The following is a 24,208-nucleotide window of genomic DNA, read 5'->3' as shown; positions in this document are numbered from 1 at the left end:
CCAGGGGACTCAGGCCCCCGGTGTGCGCCCGTGCCGGTCACGGGCCTTGAGCCGGGTGGTCGGCATCTCCGGCGCGGGCAGCGGGTCGCCGGCGTATCCGTGGACGGTGCCGAAGCGCCGCCCGGCGGCCCAGTCGTCGCGGGCCGCCACGATCTCCTCGTGCGAGCGGCCGACGAAGTTCCACCACATGACCAGCGGCTCGTCGAACGGCTCGCCGCCGAGCAGGAACAACCGCGTCGGGCCGTCGGCGCCCGGCGCGTCGGCGGTCACGGTCAGGTCGCGGCGACCCCGGCCCAGGTGAAGCAGGTCACCGGGCGTCAACTCGGCGCCGGCGACGCGCGCGGTGCCGGACATCACCACGGCCGCGTACTCGAAATCCGGCTCCAACGGCAGGCCGACCCGGCCGCCTGACCCGGCGTCGAAGGTGATCTGCGCGCCGACCAGCGGCGTGTATGTCACCGCGGGCGACGACACCCCGGCCAGCGTCCCCACCACCACCGACATCTCCACGCCGTCCTCCCGCCACCCCGGTACCGACGGGTGGTGGGCGAAGTCGGCCGCGCCGTGCCGGGCGCTGTCCGGCAGCGCCACCCACAGTTGCAGGCCGTGCATCGACGGCGGATGGGCGGCCGGCGACTCCTCGGAGTGCGCGATGCCGTGACCGGCCGTCATCAGGTTCAGTTGCCCCGGCAGGATCGTCTGGAGGCTGCCGAGGCTGTCCCGGTGCAGGATCTCGCCCTCGACGAGCCAGCTCACCGTCTGTAGCCCGGTGTGCGGATGCGGTGGCACCTGCATCCCCGGCCGGCCGGCGACGTCGTCCGGCCCGAAGTGGTCGACGAAGCACCAGGCGCCGATCATCCTCCGCTGCCGCTGCGGGAGCAGCCGGCGCACCGTCGTGTAGCGGCCCAGCGGCACGTCGTGCCCGGGCAGCAGCACGCTGGTCGGCTCGGCGGTGTCCGCCGGGCCGGTGGGTTGTGCGGCCACCGTCGTGGCCCCGGTGAGGACGGTGCGTTCCGGCTCGCGTGGTTCGGTCACGACCCCGACTGTACGACCGCACCCCGCCCGTCCGTGTCGCTGGCCCGCCCGTCCGTGTCGCACCACCGCGACCGTCACCCGTCGCGCCGGCAGCCCGCCGGCGGGCCAGTAACTGTTCGGCCCCACAGCGAATTCACTGTTCTTACGCCGAATTCGCGGTATCCCTCGACAACGGTACCCGCCCGGAGGGGAGCGCCGGCGTCGTCCTAGATCGCCGTGATCAGGGAGTTCGCACCTCGCCACGCCGGCGACACGCCCGTCGAGATCCCTGATCACGCGGATCTTGGGGCGGGGCGGGCGGGTCAGAGGGCGGAGAGGGTGGCCTGGAGTTGGTCCGCCGTCTGGTCGGCGAGGAAGGCCGGGGAGCCGGGTTGCTGCTTGCGGCCGCCGGTGGCCAGGTCGCCGGAGTCGACCGGCGCGAAGCCGATCTCCTCGATCAGCTGCTGTACGCAGCGTTTGGCCTGGACGTCGTCGCCGGCCAACGGGATCCCGTAGCGCACCTGCGCCCCGGCCTCGTGGTGGTAGTCGCGCAGGTGGTCCCAGCGCATCGTGTTGAACGCCTTGACCACGTGCGCGTCCCGTAGGTGTGCCTGCACCATCTCGCTGGAGGTGATGCGGTCCTCGTCCAGTTCCGCGATGTGGCCGTCGCGGTCCGGCATGTAGTTCGTGGTGTCGATGACCGTCTTGCCGGCCAGTCCGCCGGTCGGCAGGTCGGCGTACGCGCGGAACGGCACCGAGACGACGACGACCTCGCCGATCCGGGCCGCCTCGGCCGGGCTGACCGCCTCGCCGCACCCGCGCAGGTCGGCGAGGAGCGGGTCGAGTTCGGCCGGGTCGCCGGAGTGGGCGACCGCGACGTGGTGTTCGGCCGACGCGAAATGCCGGGCCAGGGTGCCGCCGATGTGGCCGGTGCCGATGACGCTGATCTGCACGATCCGCTCCCTCCGTCCGCGGAACGGTCGACTTCCCGTGCCACCCCGCACCAAACCCGGCCGCTCGCCGGCCGTCCGCCCCGGGCAGCGGACGGCCGGGCATGGGCCGGGGCCGACCGGGTACGCGCGGTCAATGACCGTCGTGCTCACCGTGAACGCCGGATCGTCCAGCCTGCACCTGGCATACGTCGACGTCACCGCTGGCGACGGCGGAACAGGCGGCCCCGGCGGCGACGGTGTCGGCGCCCGGCTGGACCGGTCCACCCCGCCGGCCGACGCCGAGGCGGCGGTGCGGGACTTCGTCGCCGGCCGGCCCGCCCCGGACATGGTCGCGCACCGGCTCGTGCACGGCGGGGAACTCGTCTTCCGGCCCACCGTCGTCGACGACGGGCTGCGCCGTGCGCTGGACGACGTGGCCGCGCTCGCGCCGCTGCACCTGCCGCCGGCGCTGGCCCTGCTCGACCAGTTGCGGCGGCTACTGCCGGACGTGCCGCACCTGGTCTGCCCGGACTCGGCGTTCCACGCCGGGCTGCCGGAGCCGGCGCGGACGTACCCGGTGCCGGCCCGCTGGCGGGAGCGGTTCGGGTTGCGCCGGTACGGCTTCCACGGCCTGTCGTACGCGTACGCGACCCGGCGGGCCGGCGAACTGCTCGGCCGGCCGGTCGCCGACCTGCACCTGCTCCTGGCGCACCTGGGCGGCGGGGCGTCGGTGTGCGCCGTACGCGGCGGGCGCAGCGTCGACACGTCGATGGGCTTCACCCCGCTCGACGGGGTGCCGATGAGCAAGCGCAGCGGCGCCGTCGACCCCGGCATGCTGTTGTGGCTGCTCGACGGGCGGCTGACGTACGACGAGGTGTTCGACGGCCTTTACCACCGGTCCGGGCTGCTCGGCCTGTCCGGCGGCCGGTCCGGCGACACCCGCGACCTGGTCGCGGCGGCGCCCGGCGACCCGGCCGCCGCGCTGGCGATGGACACCTTCGACCATCGGGTACGCCGCGAGATGGCGGCCGCCGCGACCAGCCTGGACCGGCTGGACGCGGTGGTCTTCACCGGCGAGATCGGCTGGGACCAGCCGGAGGTGCGCCACGACGTCTGTGCCGGCCTGCGCCTGCTCGGTGTGGTGCCGCCGACCGGCGGGAACCGCGACGACGACGGGCCGGTCAGCGTGCCCGGGGCGGCGGTGCCGGTGCTGGTGGTGCGGCCGCGCGAGGAGTTCGAGCTGGCCCGCGAGGCCGCCGGCACGCTAGCGCGGGTGTGAGTCCGGGAGAATCACCCGGTCCAGGGCGCGGACGAGGTTGCCGCCGTACACGGCGTCGCGCTTGGCGGGGGAGAGGCCGGCCAGGGCGGGCAGGTCGAGGGTCTGCGGGAACGACACCGCGTCGAGGCTGGGCGCGAAGTCGGACCCCCAGTAGAGCCGCCCGGGGCCGAACGTGTCGAGCAGTACCCGGACGAACGGTGCCGCCGCGGCGTGTGGCCAGGCGTGCGACGGGTCGCTGACCGCGTACAGGCCGGAGATCTTGACCCCGACGTGCGGGAGGCCGGCCAGCGCGCGCAGCGGGGCGAGGATTTCGGCGGCCCGGTCGACGGACGGCGGTTCGGGATGCGGGCCGGGCAGGCCGAGGTGGCTGAACAGCACGGTGCAGCCGTCGAGCCGGGCCACGGCGTCGGCGAGGCCGGTGGCCGCGGCGGGGGTGGCGTTGAGGCTGACCACCGCCGCGGCGGCGTTGAGCGTGGCGGCGGTCCCGGCGGGCCAGCCGGCGAGGGCGGCCGCCTCGGCGGGGCCTGGCAGGTAGGCCGACAGCCCCACGAAGCCCTGCCCGAGCCGGGCCCGTAGCTCGTCGACAGTGGACGGTCCGGCGGGTGGTACGTAGGCGACCGGCGCGATCCACGGCTGCCGGGCGGCCAGCGCGGCGAGGTGGTCGTTGTTGCCGACGAACCGTGGCCCACCCTCGTAGCCGACCACGAGCGCCCGGTCGATGTCGTGGGCCTCCCGCAGCCGCAGGTACGCGGCGAGTTCGTCGCCCCCGGCGGGGGAGTGTCCGTAACGGCCGGGATAGCCCCCGGCGAAGAGGTGGATGTGCGCGTCGCTGGCGGTCATGGCCGGCAACCCTAGCCGAATCCTGAACTGGTTATTGACGCCACACACCCACTCACCTAAGTTCTGTCTTAATTAGGGCCGGATTACCGGCGAGAGCGAGGGGCGCGACACGTGGAGTTGGTTGGCGACGGGATTGACCGGCTTGTCGAGCTGCGCCGGCATCTGCACCAGTACCCCGAGCTGCGGTTTACCGAGCACGGGACGGCCAAGGTGCTGGCCGACCGGATGGCCGGTCTGGGCGAGATCCGGACCGAGGTGGCGCGTACGGGTCTCGTCGTGCACCTTCCGGGCATCGCTCCGGGGCCGGCAGTCTTGCTTCGGGCCGATATGGATGCCTATCCCGTCCAGGACGCCAAGGACGTCCCGTACGCCTCGGTCCACCCCGGCGTCTGCCACGCCTGCGGACACGACGTGCACATGACCGTGGCGGTCGGCGTCGCCCGCCGCTTCGCCGCCGACCCGCCGCCGCGCGGCTCGCTGACCGTGCTGTTCCAGCCGGCCGAGGAGATCCCGTTCGGCGAGGAGTCCGGCGCCGCCCTGGTGCTGGCGGAGGAGCCGTTCGGCCGCCCCCGGTTCGACGCCGTACTCGGACTGCACTGCTGGCCGGAGCTGCCGGCCGGCACGGTCGGCGTCGACCGCGAGACGGCGATGGCCGCCAAGGACGCCTTCCGGGTGCTGCTGCGCGGCCGGCCGGCGCACGCCGCCACCCCGGCCCGCGGACGCGACGCCATCCTCGGCCTGACCACCCTGGTCAGCAGCCTGCACGCCGCCGTCGCCCGGTCCCGCGACCCGCACGACCTGGTCGCCTTCAACGTCGGCACGATCGCCGGCGGCCGGACCCAGAGCCTGGTCGCCGACCGGGCCGAGGCGACCGGGACGCTGCGCACCCACGACCCGGCCGTCCGGGCCCGCCTCAAGGAGGTCGTCGAGCGGGTGGCCCGCCAGCAGGCCGCCGCCTTCGACCTCGGCATCGAGTTCACCTGGGCCAACGAGATGCCGGCGATCCGCAACACCCCCGAACTGGTGGCCCTCGCGCACCGCGAACTGCCCGGCCACGTCGAGGTCGCCGACCTCGCCGAACCGCCACTGACCACCGACGACTTCGCGCTGCTCGGCGCGCTCGGCCCGAGCCTCTACGTCAAGCTCGGGGTGCGCGGCGCGGCCGGCGGCGCCCCGCTGCACTCCGCCGAGTTCGACGTCGACGAACGGTGCCTCCACACCGGGGTCACCGCCCTGGACCGGCTCACCCGCGCCGTGCTCGCCGGCGCCCTGAGCGCCGCCGACTCGCAGGCCGGCCCGCCGGCAGAGGACGGCCGGGGCGGCGGTGCCGCCGACGCCGGTGCCACCGGCCCGGTCCCGGCGGTGGGCGCGTGAACCCGGTCGCGGTCGTCGGCGCCGGCGCCTTCGGCGCCCGGCACGTGGCGGCGTACCGCTCGCTGGACGTGCCGGTCGCCGCCCTGGTCGATCCGGACCGCGCCGCCCGGGAACGGCTCGCCGCCGAGCACGGCGTACCGCACACCCACGCCACCGTCGACGAGCTGCTCGCCGCCGGTCCGGTCGCCGCCGCCTCGGTCTGCACCCCCGGCCCGACCCACCGGGCCGTGGCGACCGCGCTGCTGACCGCCGGCGTACCGGTGCTGGTCGAGAAGCCGCTGGCCACCACCGTCGCCGACGCCGAGGCGATCGTCGCCGTCGCCGGGTCGACCGGCGTCCTCTGCCAGCCCGGCCACATCCTGCGCTTCAGCGCCCCGCACCGGGCGCTGCACGACGCCGTACGCGCCGGGCGGCTCGGCGACGTCCTCGCGGTCTCGTCGCGCCGCGACCGGCCCCGCACCCTGAGCCGGCTCTTCCCGGGCGAACACCCCGCCCTGCTCACCGCCGTCCACGACGTCGACCTCGCGCTCTGGTACGCCGGCGCGCCCGTGGTCGAGGTGCGGGCCACCGCCCGTACCCGTACCGGGGCCGAAGCACCGGTCCTGGTCTTCGCGGAACTGCGGCACGCCAACGGCGTCGTGTCGTCGATCCGCAACAGCTACCTGCTCCCCGAAGACGCTTCCAACCACACCTCGGACCTGGTCGAGGTGTACGGCACCGGCGGGGTCGGTCACGTCGACCTCGCCCAACCCACCCTGCTCGTCCAGGCCGAGCAGGCGCAGGCGCCCGACTGGCTGCTCTCCCCGTCCGGAGGCGGTGGGGCGCTCGCTGCCGAACTGCGGCACTTCCTGGCCCGGGTCACCGGCGCGCACCCGACGGCGGTGGTTCCGCTGGCCGACGGGCTGCACGTGGTGCGGGTGGCCGCCGCCATGGTCGACAGCGCCACCGCCGGCGGCGAGACCCGCCGGATCACTTCCTGAACCACCCTCGACAGGAGCTTCAACCGATGTTGCGACGCAAGATAGCGGGCGCGCTCGCCGCCGGTCTGGCAGCCGCCACGCTGCTGACCGCGTGCGGTGGCGACGACGCCGCCGACGGTCCGGTCACCCTCAAGGTGCTGACCTGGGAGCCGGGCGGCACCGAGTACTGGGCACAGGTCAAGACCGCGTTCGAGGCCGGCCACCCGGACATCAGGCTGGACATGGAGGCGGTGCCGTTCGACCGCTACCCCGAGGTGCAGGGTCCGTACATCACCTCGCAGTCCGGCCCGGACGTGATGGCCAACAACGCCGGCCTCGAACTGTTCGACCGGCGCGGGGCGTACGAGCCGCTCGGCGAGCGGGCCGCCGAGATCAACAAGGACCTCGTCACCTACAGCGGCGCCTGCGAGGGCTTCGACACCAGCAAGCCCTGCTACGGGGTGCCGTTCTCCTACCAGGGCAACGTCCTCTACTACAACAAGTCGGTGCTGACCGCCGCCGGCCTCGACCCGGAGAACCCGCCGGCGACGTGGGCCGACTTCGCCGCCGCCTGCGACGCGGTCAAGAAGTCCGGCAAGACCTGCCTCGCCCTCGGCCTGTCCGGCACGTTCCCGGCGTACTGGGACTTCCCGGAGATCGCCCGCAACTACCTGACCGAGGACGACATCCGCGGCCTGCTCGCCGGCACGCTGTCGTGGACCGACCCGAAGCTGGTCTCCAGCCTGGAGAAGCTCGCCGAGATCACCACCAGCGGCTGGACGAACAGCAACGCCCCGTCGATCACGATGCTGCCCGACGGCGCCGACATCTTCCAGCGCGGCGACGCCGCCTTCGCCGGCACGATCATCTCCGACGCCGTCAACTGGGAGGCGTTCGGCAAGGCCCTCGGCGACGACAACCTCGGCGTCACCCGCTGGCCGGTGATCAACCCCGACGCGCCGCTGGCGCAGAAGTTCTCCGGCATCGAGGGCGCCGTCTACGGCGTCACCAAGTGGAGCGAGAAGAAGCAGGCCGGCCTGGAGTTCATCAGCTGGCTCGCCGGCAAGGAGAACGGCGAGCTGTGGGTCCGCTACGGCAAGGGCCAGCCGCTGAACAGCACCGTCGACAAGGCGCTGCTGCCGACCTCCCCGTCCTTCCTGAAGATCCAGGAGTTCGTCGCCCAGCCCACGCTGCACGCCGGCGTGATGCTCTCCGGCCCGGAGACCGACGCGCTGGCCCGCGGCTGGCAGCAGGTCACGCTCGGCCAGTTGACCGTCGACAAGTGGGCCGAGCAGATGCAGCAGGCCCTCGAACGCAGCCCGACCAAGCGGCAGGGCAGGTGATCCCGCCGGGCGGGGCGGTCCCGCCGCCCCGCCCGGCGCCGATCGGAGGGAAGAAGATGTCGATCTCCACCGCACCGGTGGCGAAGACCGACCCGACCACCGCGACGCCCGGCCCGTCCGGCCGGGCCGCGATCCGGACCGCCCGGGTACGCCAGTGGTGGCTCGCCGCCGCCCTGGTCTTCCCGGCGGTGGCGCTCGCCGTCACGTTCAAGTTCGTGCCGCTCGGCCGGGGCGTGGCGACCAGCCTGGAGTCGTCCAGCGGATTCGACGGCACCTCGTTCGCCGGTGCCGACAACTACACGCGGATGCTCGACGATCCGATGGTCCTCACCAGCTTCCGCAACGCGCTGATGGTGGTGGCGACCCTGCCGGTGTGGGTGGTGCTGCCGCTGGTGCTGGCCCTGCTGATCCACCAGCGCACCCCGGGCTGGAAGCTGTTCCGGGCGGTCTACTTCATCCCGTACACGATCGCGCCGATCGTCGTCGGCATCATGTTCCGGCAGATCCTGGCCCCGGACGGCCCGCTCAACGCCGGGCTGCGCGCGGTCGGGCTCGACCCGCTGGCGACCGAGTGGCTCAACGGCCGCTACAGCGCGCTGTTCTCGCTGGTGGCGGTCGCCCTGTGGAGCTTCTTCGGGCTCGGCGTGATGACGTACCTGGCCGGGCTGGCCACCATCCCCGGCGAGGTGCTGGAGGCCGCGTACCTCGACGGGGCCGGCTTCTGGCGGCGGCTGGTCTCGGTGGTCGTGCCGATGCTGCGCCCGACCGTGGCGTACTGGACCGTGCTGTGCGCGTCCGGCGTGCTGATCTGGCTGTTCCCGCTGATCTACGCGCTGACCCAGGGCGGGCCCGGCGACGCCACCATGCTGCCGGAGTATCTGGTCTTCCTGACCACGTTCCAGTTCCTCGACCGTGGCTACGGCTCGGCGATCGGCGTGGCGCTGTTCGTCTTCGTCGCCCTGATCTCGGTGTTCAGCGTGCGGCACATGTTCAAGGAAGGGACGCGCAAAGCATGACCGAGCGCAGCGAGGGAATCAGTCGGCGCGGGTCAGGGTCATGGCCGGCCGAGCGGAGCGAGGTCGGACCATGACCAGGCGTTCGGCCGTACGGGCGGGGCGCTACCTGCTCACCTTCGTGCTCGTCGTGGTGGCGGTGGCGGCGATCTATCCGCTGCTGTTCACCATCGTCAGCTCGCTGAAGACCCAGGGCGGGTTCGCGCAGGACCCGCTCGGCCTGCCGACGTCGGTCACGTTCGGCAACTACGTCGAGGCGTTCAACCGGATGAACATGCCCCGGCTGCTGCTCAACTCGCTGATCGCGACGCTGGGCGGGCTGGTGCTGTCGGTGCTGGCCGCCCTGCTGGCCGCGTACGCGGTCACCAAGCTGCGGTTCCGGGGCGGCAAGCTGGTCTTCCTGCTGATCATCGTCACGCTGACCATCCCGAGCCAGGCGATCATCTACCCGCTCTACCAGACCGTGCTCGACCTCGGGATGTCCGGCCAGTACCAGGGGCTGATCCTGGCGTTCGCCGCGTTCGGCCTGCCGCTGGGGACGTACCAACTCGCCGGCTACTTCCAGCAGGTGCCCGACGAGCTGATCGAGGCGGCCCGGGTCGACGGGGCCGGCCACTTCACGATCCTGTTCCGGCTGCTGACGCCGATCGCGGCACCGGCGCTGTCGGCGCTTGGCATCTTCAACTTCGTCTGGATGTGGAACGACCTGCTGCTGCCCCTGGTCATCATGGGCGGGTCGGACCGGAAGACCCTGATGGTCGGGGTCTCGCTGCTCACGGGCCAGTACGACGTGTCGGTGCCGCTGGTCAGCGCCGGCCTCATCGTCGCGCTGCTGCCGGTGCTGATCATCTACCTGGTGTTCCAGCGGCAGCTCGTCTCCGGGGCACTCGCCGGCTCCGGCAAGTGAACCCGTGACCAGCGAGCCTACGCGGCCGGCCCCGGAGTCCGGGGCCGGCCGGGCGCGTCCCGGCGTCGGACGACCGGACCCGGCCCCGGGCGAGCAGTTCTGCTACCTCTACCGGCTGCGCGACGGCGCCGGCCCCGAGTACGACCGCCGGCACGCCGAAGTCTGGCCGGAGCTGTCCCGGCTGCTCGACGAGGCCGGCATGTACGACTACTCCATCTTCCGCCGCGACACCCTGGTGATCTGCGTGCTGCGTACCCGGGACGGGTTCGACCGGGCGCGTACCCTCACCGCCGGCTCCGCCGTGCAGGCGCGCTGGACCGCGTCGCTGGCCGGCCTGTTCGCCGAGATCGCCGACGCCGAGGGGGAGCCGCTGTGGGCGCCCCGGGTGTTCCGGCACGCCGGCCACCCGGCCTGACCGGCCGCCCGCCCGTCGGCCCGACCGCGACCCGCCGCCCGGGCGTGGTCGCCTCGCTGTGAACAGCCTCTTGTATCTCGCGTGTGAAATCTGGTGAACAACCTGCGCATCTGACCATCCCCTGTTTAGCTCTGTTCCTGGCCAGGGGGACGATTCTCGGGGTGAACAGTGGTTTCACCCTTGTTCACATTCTTGCAGCCTGATAGAACACCAGCAGGTGGGCGCGTCGTCCGCGGTCCGCCTCGTCGTGGTTCTTGGAGGACTTCCCATGGCCGGATCAGCGCGTCCGTTCGGACCCGGATCGCCCGCACTCTCCCGTCGGTCGGTGCTGCAGCTCGGGGGTAGCGTCGCCCTCCTGCTGACCACCGGCGCCTGCGCCGCAGGCTCCCAGTCCGGCTCGTCCGGCCGGTCCGCCGACCCGGCCGCGTCCACCCTGCGGATCGCGGTCTCCAGCTACCTCAGCAGCTGGGACCAGGACTTCGTCGGGTTCGACCCGACCGCGCTCATGCTCTACAAGAACGTCTACCCCTACCTGGTCGACTACGGCGTGACCGAGGTCAGCGGCTCGAAGATCCTCGACACCACCAACGTGATGCCGACCTTCGCCGAGTCGTTCGAGCCCAGCGCCGACCAGAAGACCTGGACCCTGAAGCTGCGCAAGGGCGTCAAGTTCGCCAGCGGCAACGAGATGACCGCCGCCGACGTCAAGTGGTCCAAGGACCGGGCGTTCGCCGCCAAGGCCAACGTCGCCGGCGTCTACCGGACCATCGGTCTCACCGAGCCCGACCAGGTCCGGGTCGTCGACGACCACACCGTCGAGTTCGCCCAGGCGTTCCCGAGCGCGCTCACCCCGCAGATCCAGGCGATCTCGCTGTACGTCTTCGACTCGGTCGAGGCCAAGAAGCACGCCACCGACGCCGACCCGTGGGCCCAGGAGTGGTTTGCCAAGAACGCCCCGACCGGCGGCTACTTCAACGTCACCAAGGCCACCCAGGGCCAGGAGATCGTGCTGGAGGCCAACAAGGGCTACCCGGGCCCGGACCCGGCGCAGACCGGCACCATCCGGATCTCGGTCGTCCCGGCCGCCGCCAACCAGCGGCTGCAGCTCCAGAACGGTGACATCGACATCGCGCTCGGCATCAGCCGCCGCGACATCGCCGACCTGAAGAACGCCGACGGCATCAAGGTCCTCTCCGCGCCCAGCAACGAGCAGGTCGCGATCCAGATGTCGGTCACCACCGCGCCGTTCAACGACGTCAACGTCCGCAAGGCGCTGGCCCAGGCGGTGCCGTACGAGCAGATCATCGCCAACGTCTACGGCGGCGACGCCCGGCCGACCAGCAGCCTGGTGCCGCTGGACATGCCCGGCTACGACCCGAGCGGCTACCCCTACAAGTACGACATCGAGGCGGCCAAGGCCGCGCTGGCCGCCGCCGGCCAGACCTCGATCAGCTCGGAGCTGGTCTTCCAGACCGACAACGACACCCAGCAGCAGCTCGCCGTACTGGTGCAGTCCGAGGCACGCAAGGCCGGCATCGAACTGAAGCTCACCCCGCTCGACCCGGCCACGCTCGCCGAGCGGCGGCAGCAGAAGAACATCCCGCTGCAGATCACCTCGGGCCAGCTCTGGGTCAACGACGTCGAGTACATGCTGGCCACCAGCTTCGTCTCCGGCGCCAACCTCAACTACTCCAACTACACCAACCCGGAGATCGAGCAGATCTACGAGCAGTCGCACACCACCGTCGACGAGAACGGCCGCCGGGCGCTGTGGACCCGGGTCCAGCAGATCCTCGCCGCCGACGTGCCGTGGGTGATCGTCTGCCAGCCCAACTTCAACCTGCCGGTACGCGAGGAGGTGGCCGGCTGGGTCCAGCCGATGGACGGCCTCGCCCGCCTGCGCTACCTCAGCACCTCGGCCTGATCCCGGTACCCATGCGGATCCTTCGTTTCGTCGGCAGGCGGCTGCTCCAGCTCATCCCGGTGCTGCTCGGGGTGGTCGTCCTGACCTTCCTCCTGGTGCGGGTGCTGCCCGGCGACCCGATCCGGACCATCCTCGGCCCGAACGCCACCGAGGAGGACGCCGCGGCGGCCCGGGAACGGTTCGGGCTCGACCAGCCGATGTGGAAGCAGTTCCTGGACTACCTCGGCGGGCTGGTGACCGGTGACTTCGGCACCTCGATCCAGAGCGGCGGGTCGGTCACCGCCGAGGTCGCGGTGCGGATCGGGCCGACGCTCGAACTCGTCGTCTTCTCGGTGTCGCTGGCGCTGGTCGTCGCCGTCGTACTCGGGATCTGGTCGGCCCGCCGCGCCGACCGGGTCGGCGACCACAGCATCCGGATCTTCGCCCTGATCGGCAACTCGATGCCGGAGTTCTGGCTCGGCCTGGTGCTGATCCTGGTCGGCTACAGCGTGCTCGGCTGGTTCCCGGCCCCCAGCGGCCGGGTCGACCCGGACACCAACCTGACCCCGATCACCGGAGCCGACCTGGTCGACGCGGTGCTGACGGCGAACTGGCCGGCGTTCGGCTCGGCCGCGGCGCACCTGGCCCTGCCGGTCGCCACGCTGGCCATCGTCATCGTCGCGCCGCTGCTGCGCAGCGTACGGGCGTCGGCGCTGGAGGTGCTGCACTCCGAGGCGTACGTCGCCGCCGGCGCCCACGGGCTGCGTCCCCGAACGCTGCTGCGCGGCTACCTGACCCGGGCGACGATGGTCCGGGTGCCGTCGCTGGCCGCCCTGGTCTTCGGCACCGCGATCGGCTCGACCGTGCTCGTCGAATACGTCTACTCCTGGCAGGGCTTCGGCCAGTGGGCGCTGCGCGGCCTGCTCTACCGCGACTACCCGGTCGTCCAGGCGTCCGTGGTGATCATCGCCCTGGCCTACGTGCTGGTGTTCCTCATCGCCGACGTGGTGCACGCGATCCTCGACCCGAGAGTGAAGATCTGATGGTTGATCTGCGCGCCGCCGGCGGTCCCGGCGAATCCGCGGACACCGCGGCCCCGGTCAAGGGCCGCGGGGTCCGGGGCGGCCGGTTCGCCAACGTGCTGATCGTGGTCGGCGCGACCATCCTGACCGTGGTCACGCTCGCCGCGATCTTCGCCCCGCTGCTCGCCAACTGGGGCCCGGAGGAGATCGATCCGGCCGCCAACCTCGCCGCGCCGGGCGGCAGCCACCTGCTCGGCACCGACAGCAACGGCATGGACATCTGGAGCCGGCTGCTCTACGCCGGCCGCCTCGACCTCGGCATCGCGGTGGCGGCCGTCGCCCTCGCGGTCGTGGTCGGCACGATCGTCGGCCTGGTCGCCGGCTATCTCGGCGGCTGGGTCGACGACGTGCTGATGCGGCTGGTCGACATCTTCCAGGCGTTCCCGACCTTCATCCTGGCCCTGGCCGTGGCCGCCCTGCTCGGCAACGGCACGGTCAACCTGATCATCACCATCGCCCTGGTGAACGCGCCCGCGTACGCCCGCCTGGTCCGCGCCGAGGCCCGCTCCGTACGCGAGCTGCCGTTCATCGACGCCTCGGTGACCTCCGGCTCGTCGACGTTCGGCGTGCTGTGGCGGCACGTCCTGCCCAACAGCCTCACCCCGGTACGCGTCATCGCACCGCTGAACTGCGGCTGGGCCATGCTGACCCTGGCCGGCCTGTCCTTCCTCGGCCTCGGCGTCAGCATCCCCACCGCCGAGTGGGGCGCCATGATCAGCCTCGGCAACCCCGACGTCGTCGCCGGACGCTGGTGGACCTCGGTGCCGCCCGGACTCTTCCTGCTCATCTGCGTGCTCGGCTTCAGCCTCCTCGGCGAGGGGCTGCAGGAACGCGCCGACGCGAAGCGGAGATAGCCATGCTCTCGATCGAGAACCTGTCGGTGGTGATCCGCCGGCGCGGCCGCGAGGTCGCCGCCCTGAGCAACGTCAACCTGCGCGTCGACGCCGGCGAGGTGGTCGGCCTGGTCGGCGAGAGCGGCGGTGGCAAGAGCATGGTCGCCCGCTCCGTCGTCGGCCTGCTGCCCGGCGGCGCGGACGCCACCGGCGCGGTCCACTTCGACGGCGCCGACGTGCTGCGGATGGACGACGAGGCACTGCGCACCCACCGCGGCCACGGCGCGGCGCTGTGCTTCCAGAACCCGCGCGGGGCGCTCATCGCCACCCGCACCGTCGGCCGGCAGCTCACCGACCGGCTCACCACCCACCAGGCGATGGACCCGAAACGGGCCCGGGAGGCCGCCCGCGAACTCTTCGAACAGGTCGGGATCCGCAACCCGGCCCGGCGGCTCGACGCGTACCCGCACGAACTGTCCGGCGGCATGGCCCAGCGGGTGATGATCAGCCTGGCCACCGGCTGCGCGCCCGGCCTGCTGATCGCCGACGAGCCGACCACCGGCCTCGACGTGACCCTGACCCGGGAGATCCTGCGCCAGTTCCGGCTGGCCGCCGACGCCGACCGGCGCGGCGTACTGCTCATCTCGCACGACCTGGCCTCCATCGCCGCGGTCTGCGACCGGGTGGTGGTGCTCTACGCCGGCACCGTCGTCGAGAGCGGCCCCGCCGACCAGGTGCTGCGCGAACCGTCCCACCCCTACACCCGCGCCCTGCTCGCCTCGGTGCCCGACATCGACGGCCGGCCGGTCGTCGCGACCGCCGGGGCGATGCCGCTGATGCGGGCCGCGCCGGACGACTGCCCGTTCGCGCCCCGCTGCGCGCACGCCTCCGACACCTGCGGGCAGCGCCGCCCGCCGACCATGCCGGTCCCGCACGGCTCGGGCGACTGGACGCTGGCCTGCTTCCACCCGCAGAGCGGCCCGATGACCGCTGCCGCTTCGACCCTGCGCGCCACCGCCAAGACCGCGGCGGCCGACCCGACCCTGCCCGCCACCGCCAAGACCGCGGCGGCCGACCCGACCCTGCCCGCCACCGCCAAGACCGCGGCGGCCGACCCGACCAGCACCACCGCCGAAGCCGCGCCGGCCGGCCCGACCGTGCCAGGCACCGGCCCGGTCGGGCCGGCGGGCGCTCTCACCAAGGACCGGGCCGCCGGTGCCGCGACGCCGGCGGCCGGCACGCCCGTCCTGGCGATCGACGACGCGCACGTGGTCTACCGCAGCCGCTTCGGCCGCGGCGGCCACCACGCGCTGCGCGGCGTCAGCCTGACCGTCGCCGCCGGCGAGACCCTCGGCGTCGTCGGCGAGAGCGGCTGCGGCAAGAGCACCCTGGCCAAGCTCATGCTCGGCCTGGTCGACCCGGCCAGCGGCAGCGTCGAGGTCGCCGGCCAGCGCTACGCCGGCCTGCGCGGCCGTAAGCTGCGGCAGCTGCGGACCCGGGCCCAGATGGTGTTCCAGGACCCGATCGGTTCGCTCAGCCCGCGCCGCACCGTCGGCGACTCGATCGCCGAACCGCTGCGGGCCCTCGGCGTACCGGCGGCCGAACGCGCGCAGCGGGTCGGGGCCGTGCTCGACCGGATGGAACTCGACCGGTCCATCCTCCAGCGGCAGCCGCACGAACTCTCCGGCGGGCAGGCCCAGCGGATCGGCATCGCCCGGGCGCTGGTCGGCCGCCCCGAACTGATCGTCTTCGACGAGCCCACCTCGGCGCTCGACGTGACCGTGCAGGCCCAGATCCTCAAGGTGATCGCCGACGTCGCCGCCGACTCGTCGCGCGGCTCGGTCTTCATCTCGCACGACCTGGCCACCGTACGCGGCTTCTCCGACCGCGTCGTCGTGCTCTACCTCGGCCGGGTGGTCGAGGAGGGGCCGGTCGACGAGGTCTTCGACAACCCGAAACACCCGTACACCCGGGCGCTGCTGGCAAGTGCCCCCAGCCTGGGCACCGGCTTCGGCGGGCCGCGGGTCGAGCTGACCCGCGACCTGGAGGAGGCCGACGCCGCCACCGGGTGCCCGTTGGCCGCCCGCTGCCCGTTCGTCACCGACCGGTGCCGCTCCGACGACCAGGAACTCCAGCCGTACGGCGCGAGCCGGGCCGCCTGCTGGCGGGTACCGGAGATCCCCGCCCTGCTGAAAGGTAGTGACATCCGTGTCTGAACCGCACATCCGGCTCGCCGTCGACATCGGCGGCACCTTCGTCGACGCGATGGAGTTGGACACCCGCACCAACCGGGTGCGCTTCCGCAAGGCGTCGACCACGCCCGCGCGGCCGTGGGAGGGTGTGCTCGACGCGGTCACCGCGCTGGGCACCGACCTGTCCCAGGTGGAGCTGTTCATCCACGGCACCACGCTCGGCCTCAACGCCGTCCTCGAACGCCGCGGCGGCGCCACCGGCATCATCACCAACGACGGCTTCCGCGACATCTTCCTCATCGGCCGCGGCAACGTGCCGTCGGACCACATGTACGACTTCAAGTACCAGCGCCCGGAGAGCCTGGTCCAGCGCCGCTACACCGCCGGGGTCACCGGCCGGCTGGACCACAAGGGCCGGGTCGTCACCGAACTCGACCCGGACAGCGTGCGCGCCGCCGCCCGCGAGCTGGTCGAGGCGCAGGGCGTGAAGTCGATCGCGATCTGCTTCCTGCACTCGTTCCTCGACCCGACCCACGAGCGCGCCGCCGCCGAGATCATCCGGCGCGAGTACCCGGACGTCAGCCTGTCGCTGTCGACCGACATCGTCCGCGAGTACCGCGAGTACGAGCGGACCAGCACCACCGTGCTCGAGGCGTACATCCGGCCGATCTTCGAGCGGTACGTCGACGAGCTGGAGAGCGGCCTGGCCGCCCGTGGCTTCGCCGGCCGGTTCCTCATCATGCGCTCCGGCGGCGGCTCGATGACGTCGACCGTCGCCAAGACCTCGCCGACGCACACCGTGCTGTCCGGCCCGGCCGGCGGCATCGTCGGCGCCGCCTACCTGGCGAACGAACTCGGCCGCGACAACCTGCTCACCTTCGACATCGGCGGCACGTCGCTGGACGCCTGCGTCATCGAGCGCGGCTCGGCCGTCGCCGCGTACGAGGCGCAGCTCGAACACTTCCCGCTGCTGATCCCGACGTACGACATCCGGACCATCGGCGCCGGCGGCGGCTCCATCGCCTGGCTCGACCGTGGCCTGCTCAAGGTCGGCCCGCACAGCGCCGGCGCCGACCCCGGCCCGGTCTGCTACGGCCGCGGCGGCACGAAGCCGACCGTCACCGACGCCTCGGTCGTCCTCGGCTTCGTCGACCCGGCGCGCTTCCTCGCCGGCACCATGGGCCTGGCCGACGACGCCGCCCGCGACGCGGTCCGCGAGCAGGTCGCCGAACCGCTCGGCCTGTCCGTCGAGGCGGCCGCCGCCGGCATCTACGACGTGCTGCTGGCCAAGACCGTCGGCGCGGTCCGGCAGATCACCGTCGAGCGCGGCCACGACCCGAGGGTCTTCTCACTGCTCGCCTTCGGCGGCGCCGGCCCGCTGCTCGCCCCGCTGCTGGCCCGCGAGATGGGCATCCGCGAGGTGGTCGTGCCGTTCGCCCCGTCCGGCTTCTCCGCCTGGGGCATGCTGTCCGCCGACATCGTCGACGACTTCGCCCGTACGGTCATGGCCACCCTCGACGACGCCGACCTGGACCAGATCGAGGCGCTGTTCAAGAGCGTGGAGGCCGAGGCCCTCGCCTCGCTGCGCACCCAGGGGGTGGGCGAGAACGACGCGCTCCTGGAGCGGCAGTTCGAGCTGCGCTACCTCGGCCAGGAGCACAGCCTGATGGTGACCGTCGGCCACGACCTCGACCCCGACGCGGTCCGCGCCTCGTTCGAGGAACTGCACCGGGCCCGCTACGGCCACGCGATGGACAACCGGCTCCAGATCCTCAACCTGCGGGTACGCGGCATCGGCCGGACCCGTCGCCCGGAGCTGGCGACCGCGCCGGCCGGCGACGGCGACCCGACCCGGGCGCTGCTCGCCCCGCGCGACGCGTACGACTTCGGCACCCGCGAGGTCGTTCCGTTCGCCGTCTACGACCGCTCGCTGCTCCAGCCCGGCGACGTCTTCTCCGGGCCGGCGCTGGTCGACGAGGGCACCTCGACCACCGTCGTCCCCAGTGGACAGCGCGTCGAGGTCGACCCGCACGGCTACCTGCTGGTGACCCTCGAGGAGGCTGGCGCATGACCACCCTGGACGGAGCCACGGTCGAGGTCGTCCGCAGCTACCTGCTGTCGGCGGCCGAGGAGATGCGGGCCACCCTGATCCGCACCTCGTTCAACCCGGTCATCTACGAGGTCCACGACTTCGGCATGTCGATGTACGACGCCGGCCTGCGGCTGGTCGCCGAGGCGACCGGGCTCACCTTCTTCCTCGGCGCCAACGACTTCTCGCTGCGCAAGGGCGTCGAGTACGTCGGCCTCGACAACCTGCACCGCGGTGACGTGGTGCTGCTCAACTTCCCGTACTGGAACGCGGCGCACGCCTCCGACGCGACCCTGTTCTCGCCGGTGTTCCAGCCCGACCCGGCCGACCCGGACGCCGACGGCACCCTCGTCGGCTTCCTCTGCGTACGCGCGCACTGGATGGACCTCGGCGCCAAGGACCCCGGCTACGTCCTGGACTCCACCGACATGCACCAGGAGGGCCTGATCTTCCCGGGCACCAAGGTGGTGTCGAAGGGGGTGCCGGTCCACGAGATCCACGAGCTGATCCGGTTCAACTCCCGGATGCCGGCCGAGGTCCTCGGCGACCTGCACGCCCAGATCGCCGCGCTGCGTACCGGCGAACGCCGCTACCTGGAGATCCTGGCCAAGTTCGGCCGGCCCACCGTCGACGCCGCCATCGACGCGATGATCGCCGACGGCGAGGCCCGCAGCCGGGCCGCCCTGGCCGCGCTGCCGCAGGGCACCTGGACCGCCGAGGACTGGGTCGACGACGACGGCATCACCGAGGACCCGGTGAAGATGCGGGTCACCGTCACCATCGCCGACGGCGAGTTCACCGTCGACTTCGCCGGCTCCGCGCCGGCGACCGCCGGCCCGATCAACATGCCGTACGGCGCCACCGAGGCGATCTGCAAGGTGATCCTGAAGTCGCTGACCTCGCCGGACCAGCCGTCGAACGCCGGCACGGTCGCCCCGCTGAAGGTGCTCGCCGAGCCCGGCACCCTCTTCCACGCCGTCTACCCGCAGCCGACGTTCACCCTGTGGACCGGCATCGTCGCGGTCGAGCTGATCCTCAAGGCGCTCGCCCAGGGCATGCCGGAACTGCTGCCGGCGTCGTCCGGCGGTGACGTACCCGGGTTCATGATGGTCGGCATCCATCCCGACACCGGGCAGATGTTCGCGGTCAGCAACAACGACCCGGTCGGCTGGGGCGCCACCACCGACCACGACGGCATGAACGCCGCCACCCACGTCTCCGGCAGCACCGGCCGGATCACCCCGATCGAGGTCCTCGAGGCCCGTACCGGGATGTTCTTCGAACGGATGGAGTTCCGCGCCGACTCCGGCGGGGCGGGCCGGTTCCGCGGTGGCGCGGGCCTGCGGCGTGACATCCGGTTCGTGACGCCGGGCGAGTTCCTGTCGGTGATCAAGAAGACCCGCAGCCGGCCGTGGGCGCTTTCCGGTGGCCACGAGCCGGACCCGAACCAGGTGGTCGTCTTCCCGGGTACGGACCGGGAGGCGCGGGTTTCGACGAAGCGGACCCGGGTCGAGGTGGGGGACCGGATCACGCTGCTCACCGCCGGCGGGGGCGGGCACGGCGACCCCCGCGACCGCGACCCCGACGCCGTACGCCTCGACGTCGCCGAGGGCTACGTCAGCCCGGCCGCCGCCCGTGACGTCTACGGGGTGACCGATGGGTGAACCCGGGGCCGGTCGGACCGCGACGACACCGCCGGACGGCGCCACCGTCGAGGTGGTCCGCAGCTATCTCGTGTCGGCCGCCGAGGAGATGCGGGCCGCCCTGGTCCGCACCGCCTTCAACCCGGTCATCTACGAGGTCTACGACTTCGGCATCTCCATCTACGACGCCGACCTGCGCCTGGTCGCCGAGTCGACCGGCCTGAGCCGGTTCCTCGGCGCCAACGACTACTCGATCGGCAAGGGCGTCGAGTACGTCGGGGTCGACAACCTCGAACCCGGCGACGTGGTGCTGCTCAACTACCCGTACTGGAACGCGGCGCACTCGTACGACGCGACCCTGTTCTCGCCGGTGTTCCTGCCCGACCCGGACGGCGACGGCACGCTGATCGGCTTCCTCTGCGTACGCGCGCACTGGATGGACCTCGGCGCCAAGGACCCCGGCTACGTGCTGGACTCCACCGACATGCACCAGGAAGGCATCATCTTCCCGGGCACCAAGGTCTTCCGCCGCGGCGAGCCGGCCCACGAGATCGTGGAACTGATCCGGTTCAACTCCCGGATGCCGGACCTGGTCATCGGCGACCTGCACGCCCAGGTCGCGGCGCTGCGCACCGGCGAGCGCCGGCTGATCGACGTCTACACCCGCTACGGGCGCGAGACCGTCGACGCGGTCGTCGACACCGTCGTCGCGGCCGCCGAGGCGTCCACCGCCGAGGCGGTCGCCGCCCTGCCGCAGGGCTCGTGGACCGCCGTCGACTGGCTCGACGACGACGGCATCAGCGACGAGCCGATCCGGATGCAGGTCACCGTGACCGTCGCCGACGGCCGGTTCACCGTCGACTTCGCCGGCTCGTCGCCGGCCGTACCCGGCCCGGTGAACCTGCCGCTCGGCGCGACGATCGCGACCGCCCGGGTCGCGTTCAAGGCGGTGACCACCCCGACCGAGCAGACCAACGCCGGCCACTTCGCCGCCCTTTCGGTACGCGCCGAGCCCGGCACCCTGTTCCACGCCGTCTACCCGGCGGCGACGTTCACCCAGTGGACCGGCACCGTCGCCCTCGAACTCATCTACAAGGCCCTCGCCCAGGGCATGCCGGACCGGCTGCCGGCGTCGTCCGGCGGTGACGTGCCCGGGTTCATGATGGTCGGTATCCACCCCGACACCGGGCAGATGTTCGCGGTCAGCAACAACGACGCGGTCGGCTGGGGCGCCAGCCCCGACCATGACGGCATCGGCCCGGTCAACCACCTGTGCCAGACCCAGGCCCGCAACACCCCGGTCGAGGTCCTCGAAGCCAAGACCGGGATGTTCTTCGAACGGGTCGAGATCCGCGCCGACTCCGGCGGGGCGGGCCGGTTCCGCGGTGGCGCGGGCCTGCGGCGTGACATCCGGTTCGTGACGCCGGGCGAGTTCCTGTCGGTGATCAAGAAGACCCGCAGCCGGCCGTGGGCGCTTGCCGGCGGCCACGAGCCGGACCCGAACCAGGTGGTCGTCTTTCCCGGTACGGACCGGGAGGCGCGGGTGTCGACGAAGCGGACCCGGGTCGAGGTGGGGGACCGGATCACGCTGCTCACCGCCGGTGGGGGCGGCCACGGCGACCCCCGCGACCGCGACCCGGCCGCCATCCGCGCCGACATCGCCGAGGGCTACGTCACCCCCGCCGCCGCCCGCCAGATCTACGGATTCGAGGACTACCCATGAGCGAAAGTAGTGGTGCGGCGTCGACCGTACTGGTCAACTGCACCGTCGTCGACGGCCGGATCGTCGACGGCGTCGGCCCGCTGCCCGACGCGGCCGTCTGGGTACGCGACGACCGGATCGCCGCCGTCGGCCCGCGCGACGAGGTGCTCGCCCAGGCCGGCGAGCAGGGCGGGTTCGCGCGCGTCGACCTCGACGGCGCGTACGTCACGCCGGGCCTGACCAACATGCATACCCACCTGTCGCTGTCGCTGCCCGGCAGCGGCGGCGACGGGGTCAAGGGGATGAGCCCGCACGAGCTGGCGTTCTACATGGCCGACGGCGCCCGCCGCACCCTCCTGTGCGGAGTGACGACGGTCCGTTGCGTGGCCGAGAAGGACCACGCCGACTTCGCCCTGCGCCGCGCGATCGCCGCCGGCCGGGTCGTCGGCCCCCGGATCTTCACCGCCGGCCGGGCCCTGGTCTGCACCGGCGGCCACGGCCACGAGAGCGGCGACACCATGGAGTGCGACGGCGCGGACGGCTTCCGGCGCGGCGTACGCAGCCAGGTCAAGGCCGGCGCCGACCTGATCAAGGTGATGATCTCCGGCGGCATCGCCGGCGAGCACGAGTCGATCCACACCCGGCAGCTGTTCACCGACGAGCTGCGCGCCGTCATCGACACCGCGCACGCCTGGGGCCGGCGGGTCACCGCCCACGCCGGGCCGGCGCCGGTCATCGCCGAGGCCGTCGAACTGGGCCTCGACTGCGTCGAGCACGGCTACCAGCTCACCCCCGAGGTCGTCGCCCGGATGGCCGAGCGCGGCACCGCCCTGGTGCCGACCCTGCTGGTCACCCGCTGCAAGGAGTTCTTCGACGAACTCGGCGTACCGGAGTGGATGCAGTGCCGGTCGCTCGGCGCCGGACCACGACACCTGGAGAGCTACGCGATGGCGCTGGAAGCCGGCGTCGAGGTGCTGCTCGGCAGCGACATGCCGCCGTTCTGGCACTTCGAGGGAACCAACGCCTCGGTACGCGAACTCGAATACATGTCCGAGGGCGGCATCGGCCCGGCCCACGCGCTGTACGCCGGCACCCTCGGCCCGATCCGCTGGCTCGGCGCCGAGGCCGACCTCGGCACAGTGGAGACCGGCAAGTACGCCGACCTGGTCGCGATGGACGCCGACCCGACCGCCGAGACGTCGGCGTTCCGCGGCATCCGCTGGGTCATGAAGGGTGGCCGCGTCGTCCGCGACGACCGGTCGGGATGGAGCGCACAGTGAGCACCGAAACCGAAGACCGCGGCGGGGCCGACGCCGACCTGATCCGGGCCGGCATCGACGACCTGTACGACGCGTTCCTCGCCGGCGACCGGCGGCGCTTCGACAGCCACCTGCACGCCGACGTGACCACCTGGGAGACCCACCTGCCCGGGCCGCTGCGGACCCGCGCCGAACTCGACTCGTACCGCGACCGGCGCGACGCCGCCGGCGCCCGCCCGAACCTCGCCGTCCTGGCCGCCACCGACCTGCGTGTCGACGTCTGGGACGACACCGCCGTCGCCCGCTACGTGCTGGTCGCCGAACCGAAGGACGGCTCCGCCCAGCACAGCCGGGTCACCGACGTGCTGCGGCGCACCGCCGACGGCTGGCGCATCGTGCACCACCACTCCGAACTGCTCGTGCCGGCCACGGCATGATCCGACGACTGGTCGCCCACCGTGACGGTGAGCCCGCCGACGTGCTCACCGTCGCGGAGGTGCCCGACGACCCGCCGCCCGGCCCCGGCGAGGTGACCCTGGCCGTGGACACCGTCGGCCTCAACTTCCTCGACGTGATGCTGTGCCGGGGCACCTATCCGGTCCGCCCCGACCCGCCCGTCACCCCGGGCGTCGAGGTCGCCGGCCGGGTCGTCGCCGCCGGCCCCGGCGCCGACCACCTGCTCGGCCAGGACGTGCTCGCCTGCCCGGCCCTGCCGCACGGCGCGCTCGGCGACCGGGTCACCGTCGAGGCCGGCCTGACCGTGCCCCGGCCGGCCGGGATCGGCCCGGTCGAGGCCGCCGCCCTGCCGGTGACGTACCAGACGGCGTGGTTCGCCCTCGAACGCGCCGGGGTACGCGCCGGCGACCTGGTGCTGGTGCACGCCGGTGCCGGCGGGGTCGGCATCGCCGCCACCCAGCTCGCCGTCGCCCGGCGGGCCCGGGTGATCTGCACCGCCGGCGGCCCGGAGAAGGTCGCCCGCTGCCGGGAGAACGGTGCCAGCCTCGCCATCGACTACCACGCCACCGACTTCGTCGAACAGGTCCGGGAGGCGACCCGGGGGACCGGGGTCGACGTCGTACTCGACCCGGTCGGCGGCGACGTCTTCACCCGGTCGCTCGACTGCCTGGCGTTCGAGGGGCGGATCGTGGTGATCGGCGCCGCCGGCGGGCCACCGCCGCCGGTCGACCCGATGCGGCTGACCGCCGCGAACACCACCGTCATCGGCCTGTCGTGGGGGTCGACGTACCCGTGGCGGCGCCCCGACGCGGTCCGCGACGCGTACGCCCAGCTCTTCGACCTGCACGCGGCCGGCGCGGTCCGGCCACCGGTGACCCGGGTCGTGCCACTGCACGAGGCGCCGCGGGCGCTGTCCGACCTTGCCGCCGGGCGTACCGTCGGCAAAATCATTGTCCAGGTAGGAGGGAGCTGA

Annotated in this window: 20 protein-coding genes; 17 read left to right on the top strand and 3 right to left on the bottom strand. The window is 72.7% G+C overall.

What is annotated here, in order from left to right; translation table 11 throughout:
- Positions 1–9: 9 nt before the first annotated feature.
- The gene (locus QCD66_RS18950) at positions 10–984 is read right to left on the bottom strand and encodes a pirin family protein (RefSeq protein WP_364207579.1); all 975 of its coding nucleotides are present in this window, start codon (positions 982–984) and stop codon (positions 10–12) included.
- Between the two features lie 353 nt (positions 985–1,337).
- Complete coding sequence (locus tag QCD66_RS18945) at positions 1,338–1,967, bottom strand: NADPH-dependent F420 reductase (protein WP_375736306.1); 630 nt, start codon at positions 1,965–1,967, stop codon at positions 1,338–1,340.
- Positions 1,968–2,100: 133 nt separating this feature from the next.
- Here QCD66_RS18945 and QCD66_RS18940 point away from each other — a divergent pair, with 133 nt between their 5' ends.
- Positions 2,101–3,225, top strand: a complete 1,125-nt coding sequence (locus tag QCD66_RS18940) for an acetate kinase (RefSeq protein WP_375736305.1) — start codon at positions 2,101–2,103, stop codon at positions 3,223–3,225.
- Here the strand turns inward: QCD66_RS18940 and QCD66_RS18935 are convergent.
- The gene (locus tag QCD66_RS18935; RefSeq protein ID WP_375736304.1) at positions 3,211–4,065 is read right to left on the bottom strand and encodes an amidohydrolase family protein; all 855 of its coding nucleotides are present in this window, start codon (positions 4,063–4,065) and stop codon (positions 3,211–3,213) included. The two genes, QCD66_RS18940 and QCD66_RS18935, sit on opposite strands and share 15 nt — an antisense overlap.
- A gap of 111 nt (positions 4,066–4,176) precedes the next feature.
- Between QCD66_RS18935 and QCD66_RS18930 the strand changes: the two genes are divergently transcribed.
- From QCD66_RS18930 to QCD66_RS18855, 16 genes are all read left to right on the top strand, one after another.
- Positions 4,177–5,439, top strand: coding sequence for a M20 family metallopeptidase (locus QCD66_RS18930; RefSeq protein ID WP_375736303.1), 1,263 nt, complete (start codon positions 4,177–4,179; stop codon positions 5,437–5,439).
- Complete coding sequence (locus QCD66_RS18925) at positions 5,436–6,419, top strand: Gfo/Idh/MocA family protein (protein ID WP_375736302.1); 984 nt, start codon at positions 5,436–5,438, stop codon at positions 6,417–6,419. The genes QCD66_RS18930 and QCD66_RS18925 overlap by 4 nt, the downstream gene beginning before the upstream one ends.
- Before the next feature lie 26 nt (positions 6,420–6,445).
- Complete coding sequence (locus tag QCD66_RS18920; RefSeq protein WP_364206141.1) at positions 6,446–7,741, top strand: extracellular solute-binding protein; 1,296 nt, start codon at positions 6,446–6,448, stop codon at positions 7,739–7,741.
- Positions 7,742–7,797: 56 nt separating this feature from the next.
- Positions 7,798–8,757, top strand: coding sequence for a carbohydrate ABC transporter permease (locus QCD66_RS18915; protein WP_375736301.1), 960 nt, complete (start codon positions 7,798–7,800; stop codon positions 8,755–8,757).
- 70 nt (positions 8,758–8,827) lie between these two features.
- Positions 8,828–9,661, top strand: a complete 834-nt coding sequence (locus QCD66_RS18910) for a carbohydrate ABC transporter permease (RefSeq protein WP_364206135.1) — start codon at positions 8,828–8,830, stop codon at positions 9,659–9,661.
- Between the two features lie 4 nt (positions 9,662–9,665).
- A complete protein-coding gene (locus tag QCD66_RS18905) occupies positions 9,666–10,076 on the top strand; it encodes an L-rhamnose mutarotase (protein WP_375736300.1) in 411 nt (136 codons plus the stop codon).
- A 325-nt stretch (positions 10,077–10,401) separates the two neighbouring features.
- Positions 10,402–12,000 carry an ABC transporter substrate-binding protein gene (locus QCD66_RS18900; RefSeq protein ID WP_364206129.1) on the top strand — a complete coding sequence of 533 codons (1,599 nt, stop codon included), beginning with the start codon at positions 10,402–10,404 and terminating at the stop codon, positions 11,998–12,000.
- An 11-nt stretch (positions 12,001–12,011) separates the two neighbouring features.
- The gene (locus QCD66_RS18895) at positions 12,012–13,022 is read left to right on the top strand and encodes an ABC transporter permease (protein ID WP_357537200.1); all 1,011 of its coding nucleotides are present in this window, start codon (positions 12,012–12,014) and stop codon (positions 13,020–13,022) included.
- The gene (locus tag QCD66_RS18890) at positions 13,022–13,915 is read left to right on the top strand and encodes an ABC transporter permease (RefSeq protein ID WP_357537199.1); all 894 of its coding nucleotides are present in this window, start codon (positions 13,022–13,024) and stop codon (positions 13,913–13,915) included. The genes QCD66_RS18895 and QCD66_RS18890 overlap by 1 nt, the downstream gene beginning before the upstream one ends.
- Positions 13,916–13,917: 2 nt before the next feature.
- Positions 13,918–16,110, top strand: coding sequence for a dipeptide ABC transporter ATP-binding protein (locus QCD66_RS18885; RefSeq protein ID WP_407566702.1), 2,193 nt, complete (start codon positions 13,918–13,920; stop codon positions 16,108–16,110).
- Positions 16,103–18,157, top strand: a complete 2,055-nt coding sequence (locus tag QCD66_RS18880; protein ID WP_364206122.1) for a hydantoinase/oxoprolinase family protein — start codon at positions 16,103–16,105, stop codon at positions 18,155–18,157. The genes QCD66_RS18885 and QCD66_RS18880 overlap by 8 nt, the downstream gene beginning before the upstream one ends.
- Positions 18,154–19,839 (top strand): hydantoinase B/oxoprolinase family protein, encoded by a 1,686-nt coding sequence (locus QCD66_RS18875; protein WP_407566701.1) that lies wholly within the window; start codon positions 18,154–18,156, stop codon positions 19,837–19,839. Before QCD66_RS18880 ends, QCD66_RS18875 begins: the two co-directional genes overlap by 4 nt.
- Positions 19,832–21,541, top strand: coding sequence for a hydantoinase B/oxoprolinase family protein (locus tag QCD66_RS18870; RefSeq protein ID WP_375736197.1), 1,710 nt, complete (start codon positions 19,832–19,834; stop codon positions 21,539–21,541). The genes QCD66_RS18875 and QCD66_RS18870 overlap by 8 nt, the downstream gene beginning before the upstream one ends.
- Positions 21,538–22,800, top strand: coding sequence for an amidohydrolase family protein (locus QCD66_RS18865; protein ID WP_375736196.1), 1,263 nt, complete (start codon positions 21,538–21,540; stop codon positions 22,798–22,800). Before QCD66_RS18870 ends, QCD66_RS18865 begins: the two co-directional genes overlap by 4 nt.
- Positions 22,797–23,216, top strand: a complete 420-nt coding sequence (locus QCD66_RS18860; protein ID WP_375736195.1) for a nuclear transport factor 2 family protein — start codon at positions 22,797–22,799, stop codon at positions 23,214–23,216. The genes QCD66_RS18865 and QCD66_RS18860 overlap by 4 nt, the downstream gene beginning before the upstream one ends.
- Positions 23,213–24,208: an NADPH:quinone oxidoreductase family protein gene (locus QCD66_RS18855; RefSeq protein WP_375736194.1), complete on the top strand. Its 996-nt coding sequence runs from the start codon at positions 23,213–23,215 to the stop codon at positions 24,206–24,208. The genes QCD66_RS18860 and QCD66_RS18855 overlap by 4 nt, the downstream gene beginning before the upstream one ends.

The organism is Polymorphospora sp. A560 (assembly GCF_045781765.1).
GTDB lineage: Bacteria > Actinomycetota > Actinomycetes > Mycobacteriales > Micromonosporaceae > Polymorphospora > Polymorphospora lycopeni.
This window is presented reverse-complemented; position numbering and strand designations above follow the sequence as displayed.

Coding starts and splice junctions, on each gene's coding strand:
- QCD66_RS18870 (WP_375736197.1), top strand. CDS start 19,832: ATGGGTGAACCCGGGGCCGGTCGGACCGCGACGACACCGCCGGACGGC.
- QCD66_RS18935 (WP_375736304.1), bottom strand. CDS start 4,065: ATGACCGCCAGCGACGCGCACATCCACCTCTTCGCCGGGGGCTATCCC.
- QCD66_RS18855 (WP_375736194.1), top strand. CDS start 23,213: ATGATCCGACGACTGGTCGCCCACCGTGACGGTGAGCCCGCCGACGTG.
- QCD66_RS18885 (WP_407566702.1), top strand. CDS start 13,918: ATGCTCTCGATCGAGAACCTGTCGGTGGTGATCCGCCGGCGCGGCCGC.
- QCD66_RS18875 (WP_407566701.1), top strand. CDS start 18,154: ATGACCACCCTGGACGGAGCCACGGTCGAGGTCGTCCGCAGCTACCTG.
- QCD66_RS18920 (WP_364206141.1), top strand. CDS start 6,446: ATGTTGCGACGCAAGATAGCGGGCGCGCTCGCCGCCGGTCTGGCAGCC.
- QCD66_RS18940 (WP_375736305.1), top strand. CDS start 2,101: ATGACCGTCGTGCTCACCGTGAACGCCGGATCGTCCAGCCTGCACCTG.
- QCD66_RS18910 (WP_364206135.1), top strand. CDS start 8,828: ATGACCAGGCGTTCGGCCGTACGGGCGGGGCGCTACCTGCTCACCTTC.
- QCD66_RS18895 (WP_357537200.1), top strand. CDS start 12,012: ATGCGGATCCTTCGTTTCGTCGGCAGGCGGCTGCTCCAGCTCATCCCG.
- QCD66_RS18915 (WP_375736301.1), top strand. CDS start 7,798: ATGTCGATCTCCACCGCACCGGTGGCGAAGACCGACCCGACCACCGCG.
- QCD66_RS18865 (WP_375736196.1), top strand. CDS start 21,538: ATGAGCGAAAGTAGTGGTGCGGCGTCGACCGTACTGGTCAACTGCACC.
- QCD66_RS18890 (WP_357537199.1), top strand. CDS start 13,022: ATGGTTGATCTGCGCGCCGCCGGCGGTCCCGGCGAATCCGCGGACACC.